Source organism: Labrys sp. HAY1-8F (assembly GCF_056754975.1).
Genome location: NZ_JBPGWZ010000002.1, coordinates 892,682 through 910,521, shown reverse-complemented (window position 1 = coordinate 910,521; position 17,840 = coordinate 892,682). Strand labels below are relative to the sequence as shown.

General features: G+C 62.2%; 16 protein-coding genes. 10 read left to right on the top strand and 6 right to left on the bottom strand.

The window, feature by feature from the left end; all coding sequences use genetic code 11:
- Positions 1–379: 379 nt before the first annotated feature.
- On the top strand, positions 380–2,020 hold the full coding sequence (locus ACR9ZN_RS13265; protein WP_481272416.1) for a fumarate hydratase: 1,641 nt from the start codon (positions 380–382) through the stop codon (positions 2,018–2,020).
- Positions 2,021–2,382: 362 nt separating this feature from the next.
- Positions 2,383–3,549: a porin gene (locus ACR9ZN_RS13260; RefSeq protein ID WP_441773442.1), complete on the top strand. Its 1,167-nt coding sequence runs from the start codon at positions 2,383–2,385 to the stop codon at positions 3,547–3,549.
- A gap of 70 nt (positions 3,550–3,619) precedes the next feature.
- Here ACR9ZN_RS13260 and ACR9ZN_RS13255 read toward each other — a convergent pair whose 3' ends face one another.
- The gene (locus tag ACR9ZN_RS13255) at positions 3,620–4,537 is read right to left on the bottom strand and encodes an NAD(P)-dependent oxidoreductase (protein ID WP_481272415.1); all 918 of its coding nucleotides are present in this window, start codon (positions 4,535–4,537) and stop codon (positions 3,620–3,622) included.
- A gap of 309 nt (positions 4,538–4,846) precedes the next feature.
- Between ACR9ZN_RS13255 and recA the strand changes: the two genes are divergently transcribed.
- The 4 genes from recA (at position 4,847) to ACR9ZN_RS13235 (ending at position 9,808) form a co-directional block, all read left to right on the top strand.
- A complete protein-coding gene (recA, locus tag ACR9ZN_RS13250; RefSeq protein WP_434956910.1) occupies positions 4,847–5,920 on the top strand; it encodes a recombinase RecA in 1,074 nt (357 codons plus the stop codon).
- 214 nt (positions 5,921–6,134) lie between these two features.
- Entirely contained in the window at positions 6,135–8,786 is a 2,652-nt protein-coding gene (alaS, locus tag ACR9ZN_RS13245; protein WP_481272414.1) for an alanine--tRNA ligase, read from the top strand.
- A 4-nt stretch (positions 8,787–8,790) separates the two neighbouring features.
- Positions 8,791–8,979, top strand: coding sequence for a hypothetical protein (locus tag ACR9ZN_RS13240; RefSeq protein ID WP_149254775.1), 189 nt, complete (start codon positions 8,791–8,793; stop codon positions 8,977–8,979).
- A 37-nt stretch (positions 8,980–9,016) separates the two neighbouring features.
- The gene (locus ACR9ZN_RS13235) at positions 9,017–9,808 is read left to right on the top strand and encodes an arginine deiminase family protein (protein WP_481272413.1); all 792 of its coding nucleotides are present in this window, start codon (positions 9,017–9,019) and stop codon (positions 9,806–9,808) included.
- Positions 9,809–9,917: 109 nt separating this feature from the next.
- On the opposite strand, the gene ACR9ZN_RS13230 is transcribed toward ACR9ZN_RS13235, so the two are convergent.
- The 4 genes from ACR9ZN_RS13230 to ACR9ZN_RS13215 form a co-directional block, all read right to left on the bottom strand.
- Positions 9,918–10,646: an ABC transporter permease subunit gene (locus tag ACR9ZN_RS13230; protein WP_434956906.1), complete on the bottom strand. Its 729-nt coding sequence runs from the start codon at positions 10,644–10,646 to the stop codon at positions 9,918–9,920.
- 2 nt (positions 10,647–10,648) lie between these two features.
- On the bottom strand, positions 10,649–11,329 hold the full coding sequence (locus tag ACR9ZN_RS13225) for an ABC transporter permease (RefSeq protein ID WP_454816786.1): 681 nt from the start codon (positions 11,327–11,329) through the stop codon (positions 10,649–10,651).
- Positions 11,330–11,450: 121 nt separating this feature from the next.
- Complete coding sequence (locus tag ACR9ZN_RS13220; protein WP_441773446.1) at positions 11,451–12,227, bottom strand: transporter substrate-binding domain-containing protein; 777 nt, start codon at positions 12,225–12,227, stop codon at positions 11,451–11,453.
- 129 nt (positions 12,228–12,356) lie between these two features.
- Positions 12,357–13,157: an ABC transporter ATP-binding protein gene (locus ACR9ZN_RS13215; RefSeq protein WP_434956904.1), complete on the bottom strand. Its 801-nt coding sequence runs from the start codon at positions 13,155–13,157 to the stop codon at positions 12,357–12,359.
- A 151-nt stretch (positions 13,158–13,308) separates the two neighbouring features.
- Between ACR9ZN_RS13215 and ACR9ZN_RS13210 the strand changes: the two genes are divergently transcribed.
- Complete coding sequence (locus ACR9ZN_RS13210) at positions 13,309–14,007, top strand: phosphatidylserine decarboxylase (RefSeq protein ID WP_434956903.1); 699 nt, start codon at positions 13,309–13,311, stop codon at positions 14,005–14,007.
- 2 nt (positions 14,008–14,009) lie between these two features.
- Positions 14,010–14,834 (top strand): CDP-diacylglycerol--serine O-phosphatidyltransferase, encoded by an 825-nt coding sequence (pssA, locus tag ACR9ZN_RS13205; RefSeq protein ID WP_434956902.1) that lies wholly within the window; start codon positions 14,010–14,012, stop codon positions 14,832–14,834.
- A 106-nt stretch (positions 14,835–14,940) separates the two neighbouring features.
- On the opposite strand, the gene tyrS is transcribed toward pssA, so the two are convergent.
- Positions 14,941–16,182: a tyrosine--tRNA ligase gene (tyrS, locus tag ACR9ZN_RS13200; RefSeq protein ID WP_454814295.1), complete on the bottom strand. Its 1,242-nt coding sequence runs from the start codon at positions 16,180–16,182 to the stop codon at positions 14,941–14,943.
- 99 nt (positions 16,183–16,281) lie between these two features.
- Here tyrS and ACR9ZN_RS13195 point away from each other — a divergent pair, with 99 nt between their 5' ends.
- Both ACR9ZN_RS13195 and mce read left to right on the top strand, forming a co-directional pair.
- Positions 16,282–17,409, top strand: a complete 1,128-nt coding sequence (locus ACR9ZN_RS13195; RefSeq protein ID WP_454814293.1) for an anhydro-N-acetylmuramic acid kinase — start codon at positions 16,282–16,284, stop codon at positions 17,407–17,409.
- Positions 17,406–17,810 carry a methylmalonyl-CoA epimerase gene (mce, locus tag ACR9ZN_RS13190; protein ID WP_441773449.1) on the top strand — a complete coding sequence of 135 codons (405 nt, stop codon included), beginning with the start codon at positions 17,406–17,408 and terminating at the stop codon, positions 17,808–17,810. Before ACR9ZN_RS13195 ends, mce begins: the two co-directional genes overlap by 4 nt.
- Positions 17,811–17,840 lie beyond the last annotated feature (30 nt).

Here is a 17,840-nt window from a genome sequence, read left to right as displayed (position 1 = left end):
AAAGACATGTTTATATAGGCATGCCATGCGATCATAGGTTGCCCTTGGATCGCGACCTCGCGGCGGCCTTTGCTCGGCTTCAATCGCAACCACAAGCCCGGTGTCGATGGCGGCGCCTGCCTGAGTGCCTCGTCTGGCCGTGCACGAAAGGCCGAGGGGGCTTCAGCATGGAACGATTCCAATTGATCATAGGCAGCGGTGAGAAAAACGACTAAATCAGGGCCAAACCGGTGGCACCCCTGCGCCACCTCTGCCAGCCCTGGAGCAAAGCGCGTTTAGACGGAAACGCTTGTTTGCTCTAGCTCCTTGTTTTGACGCGTCTTTGCGATTCTTGCCGAAGCCGTCAAATCGCAAAACGCTCTGTTCGGAGATCCTCTCCATGCCTGCCGATTCCGCTGCCAATTCCCGCTATCCCCACGTTCCCCTGTTCCCCCTGGGAGCGGACGAGACGCCCTACCGCAAGCTGACCAGCGAGGGCGTGCGGGTCGAAAAGCTCGGAGGCAGCGAGATTCTGCAGGTGGATGGCGAGGCGTTGCGGCTTCTGGCCGAGCAGGCCTTCATGGACATCAATCATCTCTTGCGCCCCGGCCATCTCCAGCAATTGCGCAACATTCTGGAAGATCCCGAGGCGACGGACAATGACCGCTTCGTCGCCTATGACCTCCTCAAGAACGCCAACATCGCCGCCGGTGGCGTGCTGCCGATGTGCCAGGACACCGGCACGGCCATCGTGATGGCCAAGAAGGGCCGCAAAGTCTGGACGGAAGGTGAGGACGAGGGCGCCATCGCCCAGGGCATCCGCGATGCCTATGAGAAGAAGAATCTGCGCTATTCGCAGCTCGCACCGCTGTCGATGTTCGAGGAGAAGAACACCAAGACCAATCTGCCGGCCCAGATCGACATTTCCGCGGAAGGGGAGGAGGCCTACAAGTTCCTCTTCGTTGCCAAGGGCGGCGGCTCGGCCAACAAGACCTTCCTTTATCAGGCCACACCCTCCATCCTGTCCAAGGACCGCCTGATCGCTTTCCTGAAGGAGAAGATCCTCACGCTCGGTACGGCAGCCTGCCCGCCTTATCATCTGGCGGTGGTGATCGGCGGTACCTCTGCCGAAATCACGTTGAAGGCCGTGAAACTCGCTTCGGCGCGCTATCTCGACGGCCTGCCCACCGAGGGCTCCGAACTCGGCCATGCCTTCCGCGACCTCGAGCTCGAGAAAGAAGTGCACAAGCTCACCCAGTCGCTCGGGGTCGGCGCCCAGTTCGGCGGCAAGTATTTCTGCCACGACGTCCGTGTCATCCGCCTGCCGCGCCATGGCGCCAGCCTGCCGATCGGCCTTGGCGTTTCCTGCTCGGCCGATCGCCAGGCCATGGGCAAGATCACCCGCGAGGGTGTCTTCCTCGAGGAGCTCGAGCACAATCCGGCGCGCTTCCTGCCGGAGATCGATGAGAGCAAGCTTGGCGGGGCGGTGGTGAAGATCGACCTCAACCAGCCGATGTCTGACATCCTGGAAACCCTGTCGCGCCATCCGGTAAAGACGCGCGTGTCGCTGACCGGCACCATCATCGTGGCCCGCGACCTTGCCCATGCCAAGCTGCGCGAGCGCCTGGAAGCGGGTGGGGGGATGCCCGATTATCTCAAGAACCATCCTGTCTACTATGCCGGCCCGGCCAAGACACCCGCCGGCTATGCCTCGGGCTCCTTCGGCCCCACCACGGCGGGCCGGATGGACGCCTATGTCGACCAGTTCCAAGCGGCCGGCGGCTCGATGGTGATGCTGGCCAAGGGCAACCGTTCCGCCCAGGTCCGCGAGGCCTGCGCCAAGCATGGCGGCTTCTATCTCGGTTCGATCGGTGGCCCCGCCGCGCGCCTCGCCCAGGACTGCATCAAGAAGGTCGAGGTGCTCGAATATCCCGAGCTCGGCATGGAAGCGGTCTGGCGCATCGAGGTCGAGGACTTCCCGGCCTTTATCGTCATCGACGACAAGGGCAATGATTTCTTCAAGGAACTTAATCTGGGTTGAGTTCGCTCACCCTGCTTTTCGGCGAGGCCTCTTCCTGAAAAGGGAGGGGCCTTTTTCATGCACGTTCTGCGTGTTGTTGCAAAATCGCAACTGTCATGGACAAAGCCCTTTTGTGTCAGAACGATGACTCACCTTAACATTGTGTAATGTCTCGCCTGGGAGGAAAGCTTCGATATCGCGGTGCACAACGACCGCGCCTCTTCGATTGGCTGAATATTGGTTTGCCAGCTTTTCGAAGAGAGCGGCCCTGATTGAGGGCTATATTATAAGATCGGGGTATTTCCATGTCTATTCGTGCAATTTTACTCGGCGCTGGCGCTGGATTGCTCAGCATCGTCGCAGCTTCTGCTGCGGACTTGCCCATGAGCAAGGGCGAAGCCGTTGAATATGTGAAGGTCTGTACGGCGTTCGGTCCGGGCTTCTTCTACATTCCGGGCACCGATACCTGCCTCAAGATCAGTGGCCAGATCCGGGCCGACTATTGGTATGCGCAGGCGCCCAGCAATGCGACGGGCAAGCGCAACATCAGCCAGACGCAGTTTCGAACCAATGCCCGCATCCGCTTCGATGCCCGTACCCAGACCGACTGGGGCATGCTGCGCTCCTTCTTCGAACTCCAGGCTGAATCGAATGCGGGTGCGGCCACGCACGACACCTTCCAGGTGCGTCAGGCCTATCTGCAGTTTGGCGGCTTGACGGCCGGTTACGCCTGGTCGCCTTACGCCTTCTACGATCCCAATTATCAGGCCGAGTTTTTCGCCCCTTATTTCGGCGAGCAGGGCCGGCGTAACCTGATCAGCTATACGGCTCAATTCGACAAGGCCTACGCCACCCTGTCGATCGAAGATGGCCGCGATCATCGTGCCAACACCACAACCTTCGGCAATACCGGCAATGCCAACATTCGTGGCCTCGGCGGTTCGCAGGTGCCCGACATCGTCGGCGTGATCGGCTATGACGACAACAAGAACGGTTGGGGCCGCCTGCAGATCATGGGCGCTCTTCACCAGAATCGCTCCGCCGTGTCGAATTACGGTGACAAATGGGGCTACTCGATCGGCTTCGGCGGCAATGTGAACATTCCGGTTCTGGAAGGCGGCTATGTGGCCGTCGAAGCCAGTTATGCCGATGGTGCGACGCGCTATCTCGGTGTCGGCGCTGCTTCCAACCCGAATGGGTCCTCGCTTCTGGGTATCGGGGGCTGGGATGCCTATCCGACCAACGGCGCGCCATATGATCTCGACAGCGCCAAGGGCTTTGCCGTGCAGGCCGAGGCTGGCCTGAACGTTACCAAGCAACTGCAGGCCGTGCTGTTTGGTGGTTACCTGGACTTCGATGCGCCGCGCGTGGCGACCAACGTCAGCGACAATTTCAAATATTACGTCATCGGCGGCCAGGTGAACTACACTATCGTCAAGGGCTTCATTGCCGGCGCTGAAGTCTGGTACCAGAACAAGGACGCGGAGGGCGCGAACACCAAGACGGTCGACGCTGTCGGTGCAGGTGTGCGTCTGCGCCGCACCTTCTGATCCGGCCTATAGAGGAAAAAGCATGGACGCCGCGCTCTCCTGGGCGCGGCGTTCCTGTCTTCGGCGCCGGTCAGTTCTGATTGGCCGGGATGAGATCGGTGCCGTTCAGGCTGCCGATATAGTCGGTGAGCATCGGCACGTAGCGCTCCGCACCGCCGGCGGCCATCGCCACGCCGAACGAGTTCTTCACGGCATTGCCGATCGGATTGACCAATCCTGCCGCACTGGCCATCGCCTCCAGATAGCTTAGATCCTTGTAGGCGTTGGCGATGGTGAATTTGTGGGCATCCTTGTCGCCCTCCAGGACCCAGCGCGAGAAGGTCTGGTAGAAACCGCAATCCATGCGGCCGCCGCGGATGACGCTGTCGAAGCGTTTGGGTGTGATGCCGACCTTCTGCGACAAAGCGAGGGCCTCGGCATAGAGGGCGGCATAGCCCAACGACAGGAAATTGTTGAGCAGCTTCATGCGGTGACCGTCGCCCGTGCCACCGATATGCACGATGCGTCCGGCCCAGGTTGATATCACCGGCTTGAGGCGCTCGAACAGGGCGTCGCTTGCGCCGACCATGGTATCGAGCGTGCCTTCCCAGGCTTCCTTCGGCGTGCGGCCGAGCGGCGCATCGGCGTAATCGATGCCGGCTTCGGCGAGTTCGGCCGCGAGGGCGAGGGTGGAATTGGGATCGGAGGTCGAGCAGTCGACGACGACGGATCCCGGCTTCAGGCCGGCCTTCAGCCCATCGGGACCGTGTACAAGCGCTTCCACCTGTCGCGAACCGGTGACGCAGAGGAAGACGACGCTGGAAGCGGCGCCCACCTCGCGCGGGGTCTTGGCCTCCTTGGCGCCGCGGGCCACGAGATCCTCCACTGGCGCCCGGTTGCGGTGGCCCATCACCGTCAGCGCGTAGCCCTTCTCCACGATGTTCTTGGCCATGCCATGGCCCATATAGCCGACCCCGATGAAGCCGACGCTTTCCTGCGCATTCGTCATTGCAATCGTCCCGTTTCCTGTCCCGCATTTCCGACGCGGGTTGCCGGCGCATCCTGCCGACGGTGAGTGTGGACGGGGAGGGGCTTCGGGCGCAAGCCCGATGGTGCAATGGTATGATGATTTATCGAAGGTCGGCAGTCAGCTTCTGTTAAATAAGAACGATGAGAACAAAAATAGAACTTGCATGAATGAGAACAAAATGGGTACATACCGCCACGGGGCTTTGAATTGCGACAAGATGCAAGCCCAGTGTTGAAAACGATTGGTTCGGATGACGAATCCGTTCGTGCTTGATAGGGAAACGGGCATATGAGTCAGACGCAGCTGCGCTTGGTCGAAGGAAGCTCCATGGACAAGACGAAGGCGCTCGACGCCGCCCTATCACAGATCGAACGCGCTTTCGGCAAGGGCTCGATCATGCGGCTCGGCAAGGGTTCCAAGACGATGGAGGTGGAGGCGATCTCCACCGGCTCCCTTGGTCTCGATATTGCGCTCGGTGTCGGCGGCCTGCCCAAGGGGCGTGTCATCGAGATCTACGGGCCGGAATCCTCGGGCAAGACCACGCTGGCGCTGCACAGCGTCGCCGAGGCCCAGAGGAGAGGCGGCGTTTGTGCCTTCATCGACGCCGAACACGCGCTCGATCCGGTCTATGCCCGCAAGCTGGGCGTCAATCTCGACGAATTGCTGATCTCGCAGCCCGATACCGGCGAACAGGCCCTTGAAATCTGCGACACGCTGGTGCGCTCGGGGGCGATCGACGTCATCGTCATCGATTCCGTGGCGGCGCTGACGCCCAAGGCCGAAATCGAAGGCGAAATGGGCGATGTGCAGCCCGGCCTGCAGGCCCGCCTGATGAGCCAGGCGCTGCGCAAGCTGACGGCCTCGATCGGGCGTTCCAACTCGATGGTCATCTTCATCAACCAGATCCGCATGAAGATCGGCGTGATGTATGGCAGCCCGGAAACCACCACGGGCGGCAACGCCCTGAAATTCTATGCCTCGGTCCGCCTCGACATTCGCCGAATCGGCGCGATCAAGGACAGGGAAGAGGTGGTCGGCAACCAGACCCGCGTGAAGGTCGTCAAGAACAAGGTGGCGCCGCCCTTCAAGCAGATCGAATTCGACATCATGTATGGCGAAGGCATCTCGAAGGTGGGCGAATTGGTCGACCTCGGCGTCAAGGCCGGCGTGGTCGAAAAATCCGGCGCCTGGTTCAGCTATGAGAGCCAGCGCCTCGGCCAGGGCCGTGAGAACGCCAAGCAGTTCCTCAAGGACAATCCGGATGTGGCGGATAAGATCGAGGGCCAGATTCGCCAGAATGCCGGCCTGATTGCCGAGCGTATCCTCGACAATATTGACCCGTCCGAAGCCGAGGGCGAATGAGGTCGGCCTCGACCGGCTTCTCACGTCTGGCCTAAGCAGAGCCAATTCACACCGAATAACCCGCCTGTCGCTCCCGGCAGTCGGGTTTTTCATGTATGCGCGCCTCGACAGGCCGAAACAGCCCCGCTACAACGCCCCACCACCATGTTGCTGGCCATGCCGAAAGGAAGGGACCAGCCAAAACAGGCATTTAGGCCAAATAGGCAAATTGGACATGAGCGGCGTCAACGAGATCCGATCCACCTTCCTCGACTATTTCGTGCGGAACGGCCATGAAGCCGTGGCGTCTTCGCCGCTGGTGCCACGCAACGATCCGACCTTGATGTTCACCAATGCCGGCATGGTGCAGTTCAAGAACGTCTTCACCGGCATCGAGAAGCGCCCCTATTCGCGCGCCGCGACCTCGCAGAAATGCGTGCGCGCCGGCGGCAAGCACAATGATCTCGACAATGTCGGCTACACGGCGCGGCATCACACCTTCTTCGAGATGCTCGGCAACTTTTCTTTCGGCGATTATTTCAAGGATCGCGCGATCGAGCTCGCCTGGAACCTGATCACCAAGGATTTCGGCCTGCCGGCTTCCAAGCTCTTGGTGACCGTCTACTCCGAGGACGATGAGGCGCATCGGCTGTGGAAGAAGATCGCCGGCCTGTCGGACGATCGCATCATCCGCATTCCGACCTCGGACAATTTCTGGCGCATGGGCGATACCGGGCCCTGCGGCCCCTGTTCGGAGATCTTCTACGATCATGGCGAGCATATCTGGGGTGGGCCGCCCGGTTCGCCGGATGAGGATGGCGACCGCTTCATCGAGATCTGGAACCTCGTCTTCATGCAGTTCGAGGAACTGGTCGGTGGCGAGCGAGTCAACCTGCCGCGCCCCTCGATCGACACCGGCATGGGCCTCGAGCGCATCGCCACCGTGCTGCAGCACAAGCACAACAATTATGACATCGACCTCTTCCAGGCCTTGATCCGCGCGTCGGTGGAAGCAATCGGCGTGCCGGCCGAAGGGCCGGCGCTTGCCAGCCATCGCGTCATCGCCGACCATTTGCGGGCTTCCTCCTTCCTGGTCGCCGACGGCGTGCTGCCGTCGAACGAGGGCAGGGGCTATGTGTTGCGCCGCATCATGCGCCGCGCCATGCGTCACATCTCCCTGCTCGGCGCCAAGGATCCCGTCATGTGGAAGCTGGTGCCCGCGCTGGTGCGCGAGATGGGCGCCGCCTACCCCGAACTCGTGCGGGCCGAGGCCCTGATCAGCGAGACCCTGCGCCTGGAAGAAACCAGCTTCCGACGCACGCTGGAGCGCGGCCTTGCCCTGCTCGACGCCGAGACCGTGAAGCTCGGCGACGGCCAGGTCTTTTCGGGTGATGTCGCCTTCACCCTCTACGACACCTATGGCTTCCCGCTCGACCTGACACAGGATGCGCTGCGCGCGCGCAACATCTCGGTCGATCTCGAAGGCTACCAGGCTGCCATGCAGCAGCAAAAGGCCAAGGCGCGGGCCGCCTGGGCGGGATCCGGCGATGCGGCCACCGAGACAGTCTGGTTCGGCCTGCGCGAGCAGGTCGGCGCCACCGAATTCCTCGGCTACGAGACGGAGACCGCCGAAGGCGTTGCCCTGGCCCTGGTCAAGGACGGCAAGCCGGTCGATCACCTCGGCAAGGGCGAGAAGGGCTTCCTGATCCTCAACCAGACGCCGTTCTACGGCGAGTCTGGCGGCCAGCAGGGCGATGCGGGCACGGTGCAGGCCGGTGACCTGAAGGTCACCGTTACCGATACCCAGAAGAAGCTCGGCGATCTCTTCGTGCATGCCGTCACCGTCGAAGAGGGCACGCTCAAGGTGCAGGAGCCGCTCGAACTCGTGGTCGATCATGCGCGCCGCTCCGCGATCCGCGCCAATCACTCGGCCACGCATCTTCTGCATGAGGCCTTGCGCCTGACGCTGGGCGATCACGTTGCCCAGAAGGGCTCCTTGGTGGCGCCCGACCGTCTGCGTTTCGACTTCTCGCATCCCAAGCCCATTTCGGATGAGGAACTCAAGGAGATCGAGGATCTCGCCAATGCCATTGTGCTCGACAACAGCGAGGTGACCACGCATCTCATGAGCGTGGACGATGCGATCGCTTCCGGTGCGCGCGCGCTGTTCGGCGAGAAATATGGCGACGAGGTCCGGGTCGTCTCGATGGGGCAGCGCCAGCCCGGCTCGAACAAGGCCTGGTCAGTGGAATTGTGCGGCGGCACCCATGTGCGGCGTACCGGCGACATCGGCCTGATCCGGATCGTCTCCAACGGCGCGGTCGCAGCCGGCGTGCGGCGCATCGAGGCGATGACGGCGGACGGAGCCCGTAAGCATCTGGTCAATGAGAGCCGTCTGCTCCAGGGCTTGGCCGATGTGCTGCGCACGCCCGTACCCGAAGCCGGGGACCGCCTTGCCAATCTGGTTGAGGAGAACCGCAAGCTCGAACGGGAACTGACCGAGGCGCGCAAGAAGCTCGCCATGGGCGGCGGCGGGGGCGACAGCGAAATCCGCATGGTCGGCAAGACCCGGCTGCTGGCCAAGGCGGTCACCGGCATCGAGTTGAAGGATCTCAAGGCGCTGGCGGACGAAGGCAAGAAGCAGGTCGGTTCCGGTGTCGTCGCCATCGTGGCGACCTCCGAGGATGGCCGTGCCGGCCTTGTCGTCGGTGTGACGGCGGACCTCACCGGCAGCTTCAATGCCGTCGATCTCGTACGCAAGGGCTCGGAAGCTCTCGGCGGCAAGGGTGGTGGTGGACGGCCCGACATGGCCCAGGCCGGTGGCCCCGACGGTGCCAAGGCCCAGATTGCCCTCGACGCCATCGCCGCAGCGCTGGCAGAGGCCTGAGCCGATGGCCCAGCCCAACACGCCGAACTGGATGAGGCCGCTCTGGGTTCGCGTGCTGCTTTGCGTGCTGCCGGCGGTCTGGGCCGGGGTCGAACTCTACAATGGCAACCAGTTCTGGGGCCTGATGTTCGCGGCTGTCGCCGCCTATGGGCTGTGGACCCAGGTCATTCAATATCGTCCGCCGGAAGAGTGAAGCTGGCGGGCTTCAATCCCCTTCGAACGGAGCCGGTATGAGCGCCTATCCCGTCTATGCATTCGACAATGCCATCGTGCGCCTGCCGCCGGCGAGCGTGACCCAGGGCCTGCGGGCCGAGGATCGGGGTGCGCCGACCCATGAAGGGGTTTCGACCGAGCACCGCCTCTATATCGAGGCCTTGCAGGCTGCGGGGGTTGCCGTCGAGGTACTACCTGCCCTGGAGACTTTCCCGGATTCGCTGTTCGTGGAAGATCCGGCCCTGGTGTTCCCGGAAGGCGCGATCCTGCTGCGGGTCGGCGCCAAGAGCCGTTTCGGCGAGACGGCCGAGATTGCGCCCGTGCTGTGCGGCCGCTTCGACAAGGTCCTGGCGTTGCAGGGGCCGGGTTTTGTCGATGGCGGTGATGTGCTGGTGACGCCCCAGGCGGTGATGATCGGCCTCTCCGACCGCACCACGCGGGAAGGTGCGGAGGAACTGATCCGCCTGTTGGCTGAACTCGGCCGCAAGGGCGTCGTCGTCACCACGCCGCCGGGTGTGCTGCATTTCAAGTCCGATTGTTCGTTGCTCGACGATACCACCATGCTGTCGACGGACCGACTCGCCGCCTCGGGCGTGTTCGAGGGCATGCGGGTACTGCTGACGCCGGAAGGCGAGGAGGCGGGTGCCAACGCGCTGCGGGTGAACGACCGGGTTTTCATCGGCATCGACTATCCCCGCACGGGAACCTTGCTCGAAGCTGAAGGCTATAGCGTCGTCCGGCTGCCGACATCTCAAATCGCCAAGATCGATGCAGGCCTGTCCTGCATGTCGCTGCGCTGGCACGCCTGAGGCGGCGTTCCGCCGCCAATATCCGTACCGCCGCCAATATCCGTAGACTTTCATGAAGACCGAGCCCGGGGAGCCGATTCTCGACCGGCGTCTCGGGTTCGGTTGTTTCTCAGTGCGGTTTCATCGTCTTGGCGAAACCAGCCTCCAGGCGCCTGTAGACAGCTTCGATCACCAGCGTGGTGATGAGATAGCCGACCGCCACCACCAGGAGCGGGGTATAGGTGATCGCCTCGCGTGAGCGGATGATGTTGATCTGGCCCAGAAGGTCCTGGACGCTGACCAGATAGGCCAGAGCGGTCGATTTCAGGCAGAGCACCGTCTCACCGGCAAAGGTCGGCATCATCGCCTGCATGGCGCGGGGCAGCCAGATGCGGCGCACCAGCGCGAAGCCGCGAAAGCCGTAGGCGCGAGCCGCTTCCAGCTCGCCACGGGGCACCGACAGCAGGGCCCCGCGCACGACTTCGCCGACATAGGCGCCGACACTCAGCACCAGGGCGAAGATGACGTAGTAATAGCCATCCTTCAGGATCGGCCAGATGAAGGATTGCCGGATGCCGGGGATGGAAGGAAAGAGCGAGCCCAGGCCCTGGTAATAGACGAACATCTGCACCAGCAAGGGCGTGCCGCGAATGACGGACACGAAGCTGGAGGCGATGGCGTAGACCAGCTTGTTCTTGGAAACCCGGCCGAAGCCGACCAGAACGGCCAGGGGAAAACCGAAGAGCAGTGAGAAGAACAGCAGCTTCAATGTGGTGAAGAAGCCGCTGAGGATGGCCGGCCAATATTTGCCGATCCAGCCGAAATTGTCGAAAAACCAGCTTGCCAGATCCGCGGCCATGGTCACCCCAGCTTGGGAGTCCAGCGCCGGATGTGACGCTCGAACATTTTGATGAAGATGTTGGAGAATTGCGTCAGCGCGTAATAGATCGCGCCGCAGAGCAGCAGGAAGGGAAAATACATGCGCGTCGACGCCGCAGCCTGCACGGCCGTGAAGGTGAGCTCGTTATAGCCGACCACGAAAATCAGCGCCGAGTCCTTCAGCATGGTCATCCAAAGATTGGTCAGGCCGGCAAAGGCGAAGGGAATCATCAAGGGCAGGATGACGCGCCGGAACAGGCCGAAGCCATGCATGCCATAGGCGCGGGCCGCCTCGACCTGGCCTTTCGGCAAGGCGAGCACGGCACCGCGCAGAATCTCCGAGGTATAGGCACCGTTGACCACGCCGAGCACGGTGATGGCGGCGAAGAAACCGCCGATTCCCAGCGTGCCATAACCCAGCCACGCCATCAGGGCATTGAGGCCCTGCTGACCGGCATAATAGAGGATCAGGATCAGCAGCACCTCGGGCACGGCGCGGCAGATGGTGGAGTAGCCATTGGCGAGCGCGACCAGCCAGCGCGGCCCACGCAATTTGGCCCAGGCGACGAGGCCGCCGATCAACAGGCCGGTCAGATAGCCACCGACCGAGATTTCGATGGTGATGACCAGGCCCTGGAGCAGGGATACGCCCCAGCCGGTCATCAGCAGATTCCAGAAAGCTTCCACGCCCGACCCCGCAGAAAGAAGAGGAGCCGGCCTGAACTCTCAGGCCGGCTGGAGAAAGCTCGGTTCAGCTCAATAGGAGCGAACCCAGCGGCCTGCCTCATTTCGGCGGCGTACCGACGTCGTACTTGAAGTATTTCTTCTGGATCGCATCGAACTCGCCATCGGCATAGACGGCCTTAATGCCGGCATCGAGCTTTGCCTTCAGGTCGGTGTCCTCCTTGCGCAGGCCTCCGCCGACGCCGGCTTCGAACACCGGATCCTTGGGGAAAAGCTTCATCTCGCAGCATTGGCCGTCCTTGCCGGCCAGGAAGTCGTCGAGCGCGGCGGCATCGGCCATCACCAAGTCGAGACGGCCCGCCGCCAGATCGGCATTGGCCTGATCCTGGGTACCGTAGCTCTTGATGTCGGCATCGGGATAGGTCTTCTGGACATATTGGGCGTGAATGGTGCTGGTCTGCACGCCGATCGACTTGCCTTTCATGCCCTCCGGCGTGAAGTCGAACTTGTCGGCCTTGTTGCCGATGAATTCCGGCGGCGTGTTGTAATAGCGGATGGTGAAGCCGATCTGGGCCGAGCGTTCCGGTGTGATCGTCATCGAAGCCCAGATCACGTCGATCTTCTTGGCGATCAGGGCGGGGATGATGCCGTCCCAGGCGGTGGCGACAACCTCGCAGTCGAGCTTGGCGGCCTTGCAGACAGCCTTGGCCAAGTCGACTTCGAAGCCGACCCACTGGCCGGAGGCGTCCTTCGAAGCGAAGGGCGGATAGGGTTCGGCCGCGACGCTGACCTTGATGGTGTCGGCCTGGGCTGAGGCGAAGGCCACACCACAAAAGAAGGCGCTCGCCACGAGGAACTTGGCGTTGAAGTGTTTCATTTTGGTCCCCTGATGGATGTCTGTTTTTTCAACGTTTTCTTGGGTTTTCGTACTTGATGCGTGAGTTCTGGTGCCCTCCTGCCCCCCGAACTTTTTCGTCAAGCGAACCTGACTGCCATGCAGGTCGTGTTAGTGCTGGCGCGGCGTGACGAATTGACGGCAACGCTCGCTGTTGGGATTGCCGAACACCTTCCGTGGCGGGCCTTCCTCCTCGACATTGCCGTTGTAGAGATACATCACATGGTTGGCGACATCGCGGGCGAAGGCCATTTCGTGAGTCACCAGCAACATGGTGCGGCCCTCTGCGGCGAGATCGCGGATGACCTTGAGCACCTCGCCGACCAGTTCCGGATCGAGCGCCGAGGTCGGCTCGTCGAACAGCATCACCTTGGGCCGGATGGCAAGGGCGCGTGCGATCGCCGCGCGCTGCTGCTGGCCGCCGGAGAGGAAGGCGGGATAGACGTCCTTCTTGGCGTAGAGGCCGACCTTGTGCAGCAATTGCTCGGCATGGGCTGTAGCTTCGGCCTTGCTTTCGCCAAGGACATGCACCGGCGCCTCGATGACGTTTTCGAGCACGGTGCGGTGCGCCCACAGATTGAAACTCTGGAACACCATGCCCAAACGGCTGCGGATGCGCTGGAGCTGCTTGTGGTCAGCCACCGACATGGCGCCATGGCCGTCCGGCTTCAGGCGAATCTCTTCGTTCCCGATCAGGATGCGGCCGGAATTGGGAACCTCCAGCAGATTCGTGCAGCGCAGCATCGTGCTCTTGCCCGAGCCTGACGCTCCAATCAGGGCGATGACATCGCCTTCATGGGCCGTAAGGGAAACGCCTTTGAGGACTTCCAGGAGGCCGAAACTCTTGTGAATATTGTCGAGTTGAACAACGGGTGTCCGGCTCGCTCCCGCTTGTGGGGCGTCCTCTGGCATAAAGCGACCTCATCTGACGTTCGGTTGCCCAGAACTGTATCAGCCATTTCAGTTTGCACAAGGTGCGGGCAGCCACTCTTGTCGATAACGACATGCTCTGGTCTTTATCCGCTGCATGAGATAGGCAGGTCGCGAAACTGGAACCCTGCCTATGTCGCTAGCCGCCTCCATTCGCAAAGTCCTGGTGCCGATCAATCGCGAGGGCTATCCCTTCCTCGGGATCGCCGGCGTGGCCACGCTGATTGCGCTGGTATGGATCAAGGTTCTGTTCTGGCCGCTGCTGATCATCACGGCCTGGGTCGCCTATTTCTTCCGCGACCCCCAGCGGGTGACGCCGGTGCGCGAGGGCCTGGTGGTCTCGCCGGCCGATGGCGTGGTCAGCCAGATCGCCAATGTGCTGCCGCCACCGGAGCTGGGACTGGCCAACCAGTCACTGTTGCGCGTCTCGGTTTTCATGAACGTCTTCGACTGCCACGTGAATCGCAGCCCAGTGACGGGGACGATCACCAAGATCGCCTACAAGCCCGGCAAGTTCCTCAACGCCGATCTCGACAAGGCCAGCGAGGACAATGAACGCAACAGCTTCATCATCGACACTGGAACCAGCCGCTACGGTGTGGTGCAGATCGCCGGCCTGGTGGCGCGGCGCATCGTCTGCTGGACCAACGAGAACGAGCACGTCGCCGTCGGCCAGCGACTGGGCATGATCCGCTTCGGCTCGCGCGTCGACGTCTATCTGCCCGAAGGGGTGCGCCCCCTGGTCGGCATCGGCCAGAAGATGGTGGCCGGCGAGACGATCCTGGCGGATGCCAATGCCGCGATGCCGAATTTGACCCATCGCGTCGGCTGATCATGGACCCGCTCTTCCCGCCTTTTCAGCCTGGAAGTCCGGATCCCGAGGGAACGAAGCGGCGTGCCATTCCGCTGCGCGTGCTGATTCCCAACATGATCACGCTCCTCGCGCTCTGTGCGGGCATGACGGCCATTCGCCTGGCCATCGAGAACAAGCTCGACCTCGCCATCGGCTGTATCGTGGTCGCGGCGCTGCTGGACGGTATCGACGGGCGTGTGGCGCGTTATCTCAAGGGCACCTCGAAATTCGGTGCGGAACTCGATTCGCTTGCCGATTTCGTGAATTTCGGCGTGGTTCCCGGCATCGTCCTCTATTTTTGGGGATTGCACGATCTGCGATCCATTGGGTGGATCGGCTCGCTGGTTTTCGCCATCTGCATGGTGCTGCGCCTTGCCCGCTTCAACGTGACGAGCAGCGATCCCAACCGGCCGGCCTTCCAGGCGAACTTCTTCACCGGCATGCCCGCACCGGCCGGGGCCTGCACGGTGCTGCTGCCGATCTATCTGGATTTCCTCGGCCTCACGCATGAGCCGAGCCATGCCAAATATGAGCTCGCCTATGTGCTGCTCATCGCCTTCCTGATGATCTCCACCATCCCAACCTTCTCGGGCAAGAAGCTGGGCAACCGCATTCCGCGCGAATGGGTGCTGCCGATCTTCGTCGTCGCCGTGGTGGTGGTGATGCTGCTGGCGCTCTATCCGTGGGAGTCGCTGACTTCGCTCACCGTCGGCTATCTGGCGACCATTCCGTTCGGCGTCATCTATTATCGCAAGCAGGCGCAGGCCCATCAGGCCTCGCTGCAGGCGGAGCAGAAGAGCGAGTAAGCCGGTGTGCCGGTCTTCTCAGCTCCACCAAGAGATGGAGCGTGACCGGCAGCTCCTCTCCGGGAGCAAGACGTATCAATGCCGGTCTGAAGACCGGCACACCGAATTACACCGGCTTGGCCAGCACGTGCTTCTTCTTGCCCATCGACAGCTTGATCACGCCGTCGGCGGTGACGTCGGCCTTGGTCAGCATAGCCTTGGGATCGCTGACCACGACGTCGTTGACCCTGAGGCCGCCGCTGGCGACCTGGCGGCGGGCCTCGCTGGTGGACGGCACCAGGCCGGCCTGCACGAAGGCATTGAGGAGGCCGACACCCTCGCTGAGGCCCGGCAGCTCGAAGCTCGGCAGGTCGCCGGCCAGCGTGCCTTCCTCGAAGGTCTTGCGGGCGGTTTCCTCGGCAGCCTCGGCCTTGTCGCGGCCATGGACGAGCGCGGTCGCCTCGGTGGCCAGGCGCTTCTTGGCTTCGTTGATTTCCGAACCACCAAGGGCGGCGAGGCGGGCAATCTCGTCAAGCGGCAAAGTGGTGAACAGCTTGAGGAAGCGTTCGACGTCGGCGTCCTCGGTGTTGCGCCAATACTGCCAGTAGTCATAGGCCGAGAGCATGTCGTCGTTGAGCCAGACGGCGCCGGCGGCGGTCTTGCCCATCTTGGCGCCCGAAGCGGTGGTCAGCAGCGGGCAGGTAAGGGCGTAGAGCTGCGGCGTGCCCATGCGGCGGCCGAGATCGATGCCGTTGATGATATTGCCCCACTGATCCGAACCACCCATTTGCAACACGCAGTCATGGCGCCTGGAAAGTTCTACAAAATCATAGGCTTGCAGGATCATGTAATTGAACTCGATGAAGGAGAGCTCCTGCTCGCGGTCGAGCCGCAGCTTCACCGAATCGAAGGACATCATGCGGTTGACCGAGAAGTGGCGACCGATGTCGCGCAGCATCTCGATATAATTGAGCCTGGTCAGCCACTCAGCATTGTCGGCCATGATGGCCTTGTCGTTCTCGTAGCTGATGAATTTGGAGAAGACGCGCTGGATGCTGCGCTTGTTTTCCTCGATCTGTTCGAGCGGCAGGATACGGCGCGTCTCGTCACGTCCGGACGGATCGCCCACGCGCGTCGTGCCGCCGCCCATCAGGGTGATCGGGCGATGGCCGGTCCGCTGCAGCCAGTGCATCATCATGATCGGTACGAGATGGCCGATATGCAGCGAGCTTGCCGTGAGATCGACACCGACATAGGCGGTGATGCGCCCGGCGGCCGCCTTTTCGTCGAGGCCCTCGAGATCCGATACCTGGTGGATATAGCCGCGCTCGGTCAGGGTGCGCAGGAAATCGGATTTTAACGCGGTCATGGCAAACGCTCTCAAACGGCATATAACTTCTCTAGGCGCCGTCTAACAGGTTTGGCGGCGCTTTGGTACAGGGGTGCCGAGAAATCGGGTGATTTGCGCATGAAGACGATGATGACGGCACTCGGGCTGATGTCCGGGACCTCGATGGACGGTATCGACGCCGCCCTGATCGAGACCGATGGTCTTGATACGGTCGAGATGGGACCGACGGTCGAACTCGCCTATAGTGAGGAAGAGCGCACTTTACTGCGGCGGGCTCTCGCCGATGCGGTGGCGGTGAAGAGTCGTAACGAGCGCCCCGGCGCTCTGGTCGCGGCCGAGCGGCTGATCACCCGCAAACATGCCGACGTCGTTTCGGATTTCCTGAAGGCGCATGATCTCAGTCCTGACGATATCGATGTCATTGGCTTTCATGGCCAGACGGTGCTGCATCGCCCGCAGGAACGGCTGACGGTGCAACTCGGCGATGGCCAGGCGCTGGCCGACAGTCTCGGCATCCGGACCGTCTATGACATGCGGGCCGCCGATGTCGCCGAAGGGGGGCAGGGCGCCCCATTGGTGCCCGTCTATCACCAGGCGCTGGTGCAAGCCGCCAAACTGGCCGGTCCCGTCGCCGTACTCAATCTCGGCGGTGTCGGCAATGTCAGCTACGTCGCCAAGGGGCGCGATCCGATTGCCTTCGACACCGGACCCGCCAATGCGCTGATCGACGATCTGATGATGGAGCGCACCGGAGTCGCCCTGGACCAGGACGGCCGGCAGGCCCTGGCCGGCAAGGTCGACGAGAACATACTCGGCCAATTGATGGCGCATCCCTATTTCGGTGAAGCACCACCCAAATCGCTCGACCGCAACGCTTTTTCCCGCGAGGCGGTTGCGGATCTGCCCACGCCGGATGCGGTGGCGACCCTGGCCGCCTTCACCGCTCGCAGCGTGGCGGCGGCGCGGCAATGGCTGCCTGCCGAGCCGAAATTATGGATCGTCTGCGGTGGCGGTGCCCGCAATCCGGCAATTCTCAATTTCCTGCGCGCCGAGACCGGCGTGCCGGTGCGTACGGCTGACGAGTTCGGCTGGTCGGCTGCCATGATGGAAGCGCAGGCTTTTGCCTATCTGGCTGCTCGATCCCTGAAGGAGCTACCCTTGACCTTTCCATCCAGCACCGGCGTCGGCAAGGCGCTCACCGGCGGCATTCTTGCTGTGCCGGGCCAGAAGCGGGTGGGCGCATGATCGGTCGCCTCAATCACGTCGCCATAGCCGTGCGCAACCTCGATGCTGCGACATCCGTCTATCGCGATACGCTCGGTGCGCATGTTTCGCAGCCCCAGGCCCTGCCGGAGCACGGCGTCACCGTGGTCTTCATCGAATTGCCCAACACCAAGATCGAGCTCCTGGAACCACTGGGCGAGAACTCGCCGATCGCCCGTTTCCTCGACAAGAATCCCGACGGCGGTATGCACCATATCTGCTACGAGGTCGACGACATCCTGACCACCCGGGACCAGTTGAAACAGGCTGGAGCGCGTGTTCTCGGCGATGGCGAACCGAAGATCGGTGCGCACGGCAAGCCGGTCCTGTTCCTGCATCCCAAGGATTTCTCGGGAACGCTGGTGGAATTGGAACAGGTTTGAGGCGCGACAACCTTCTCCCCTCGGGGGAGA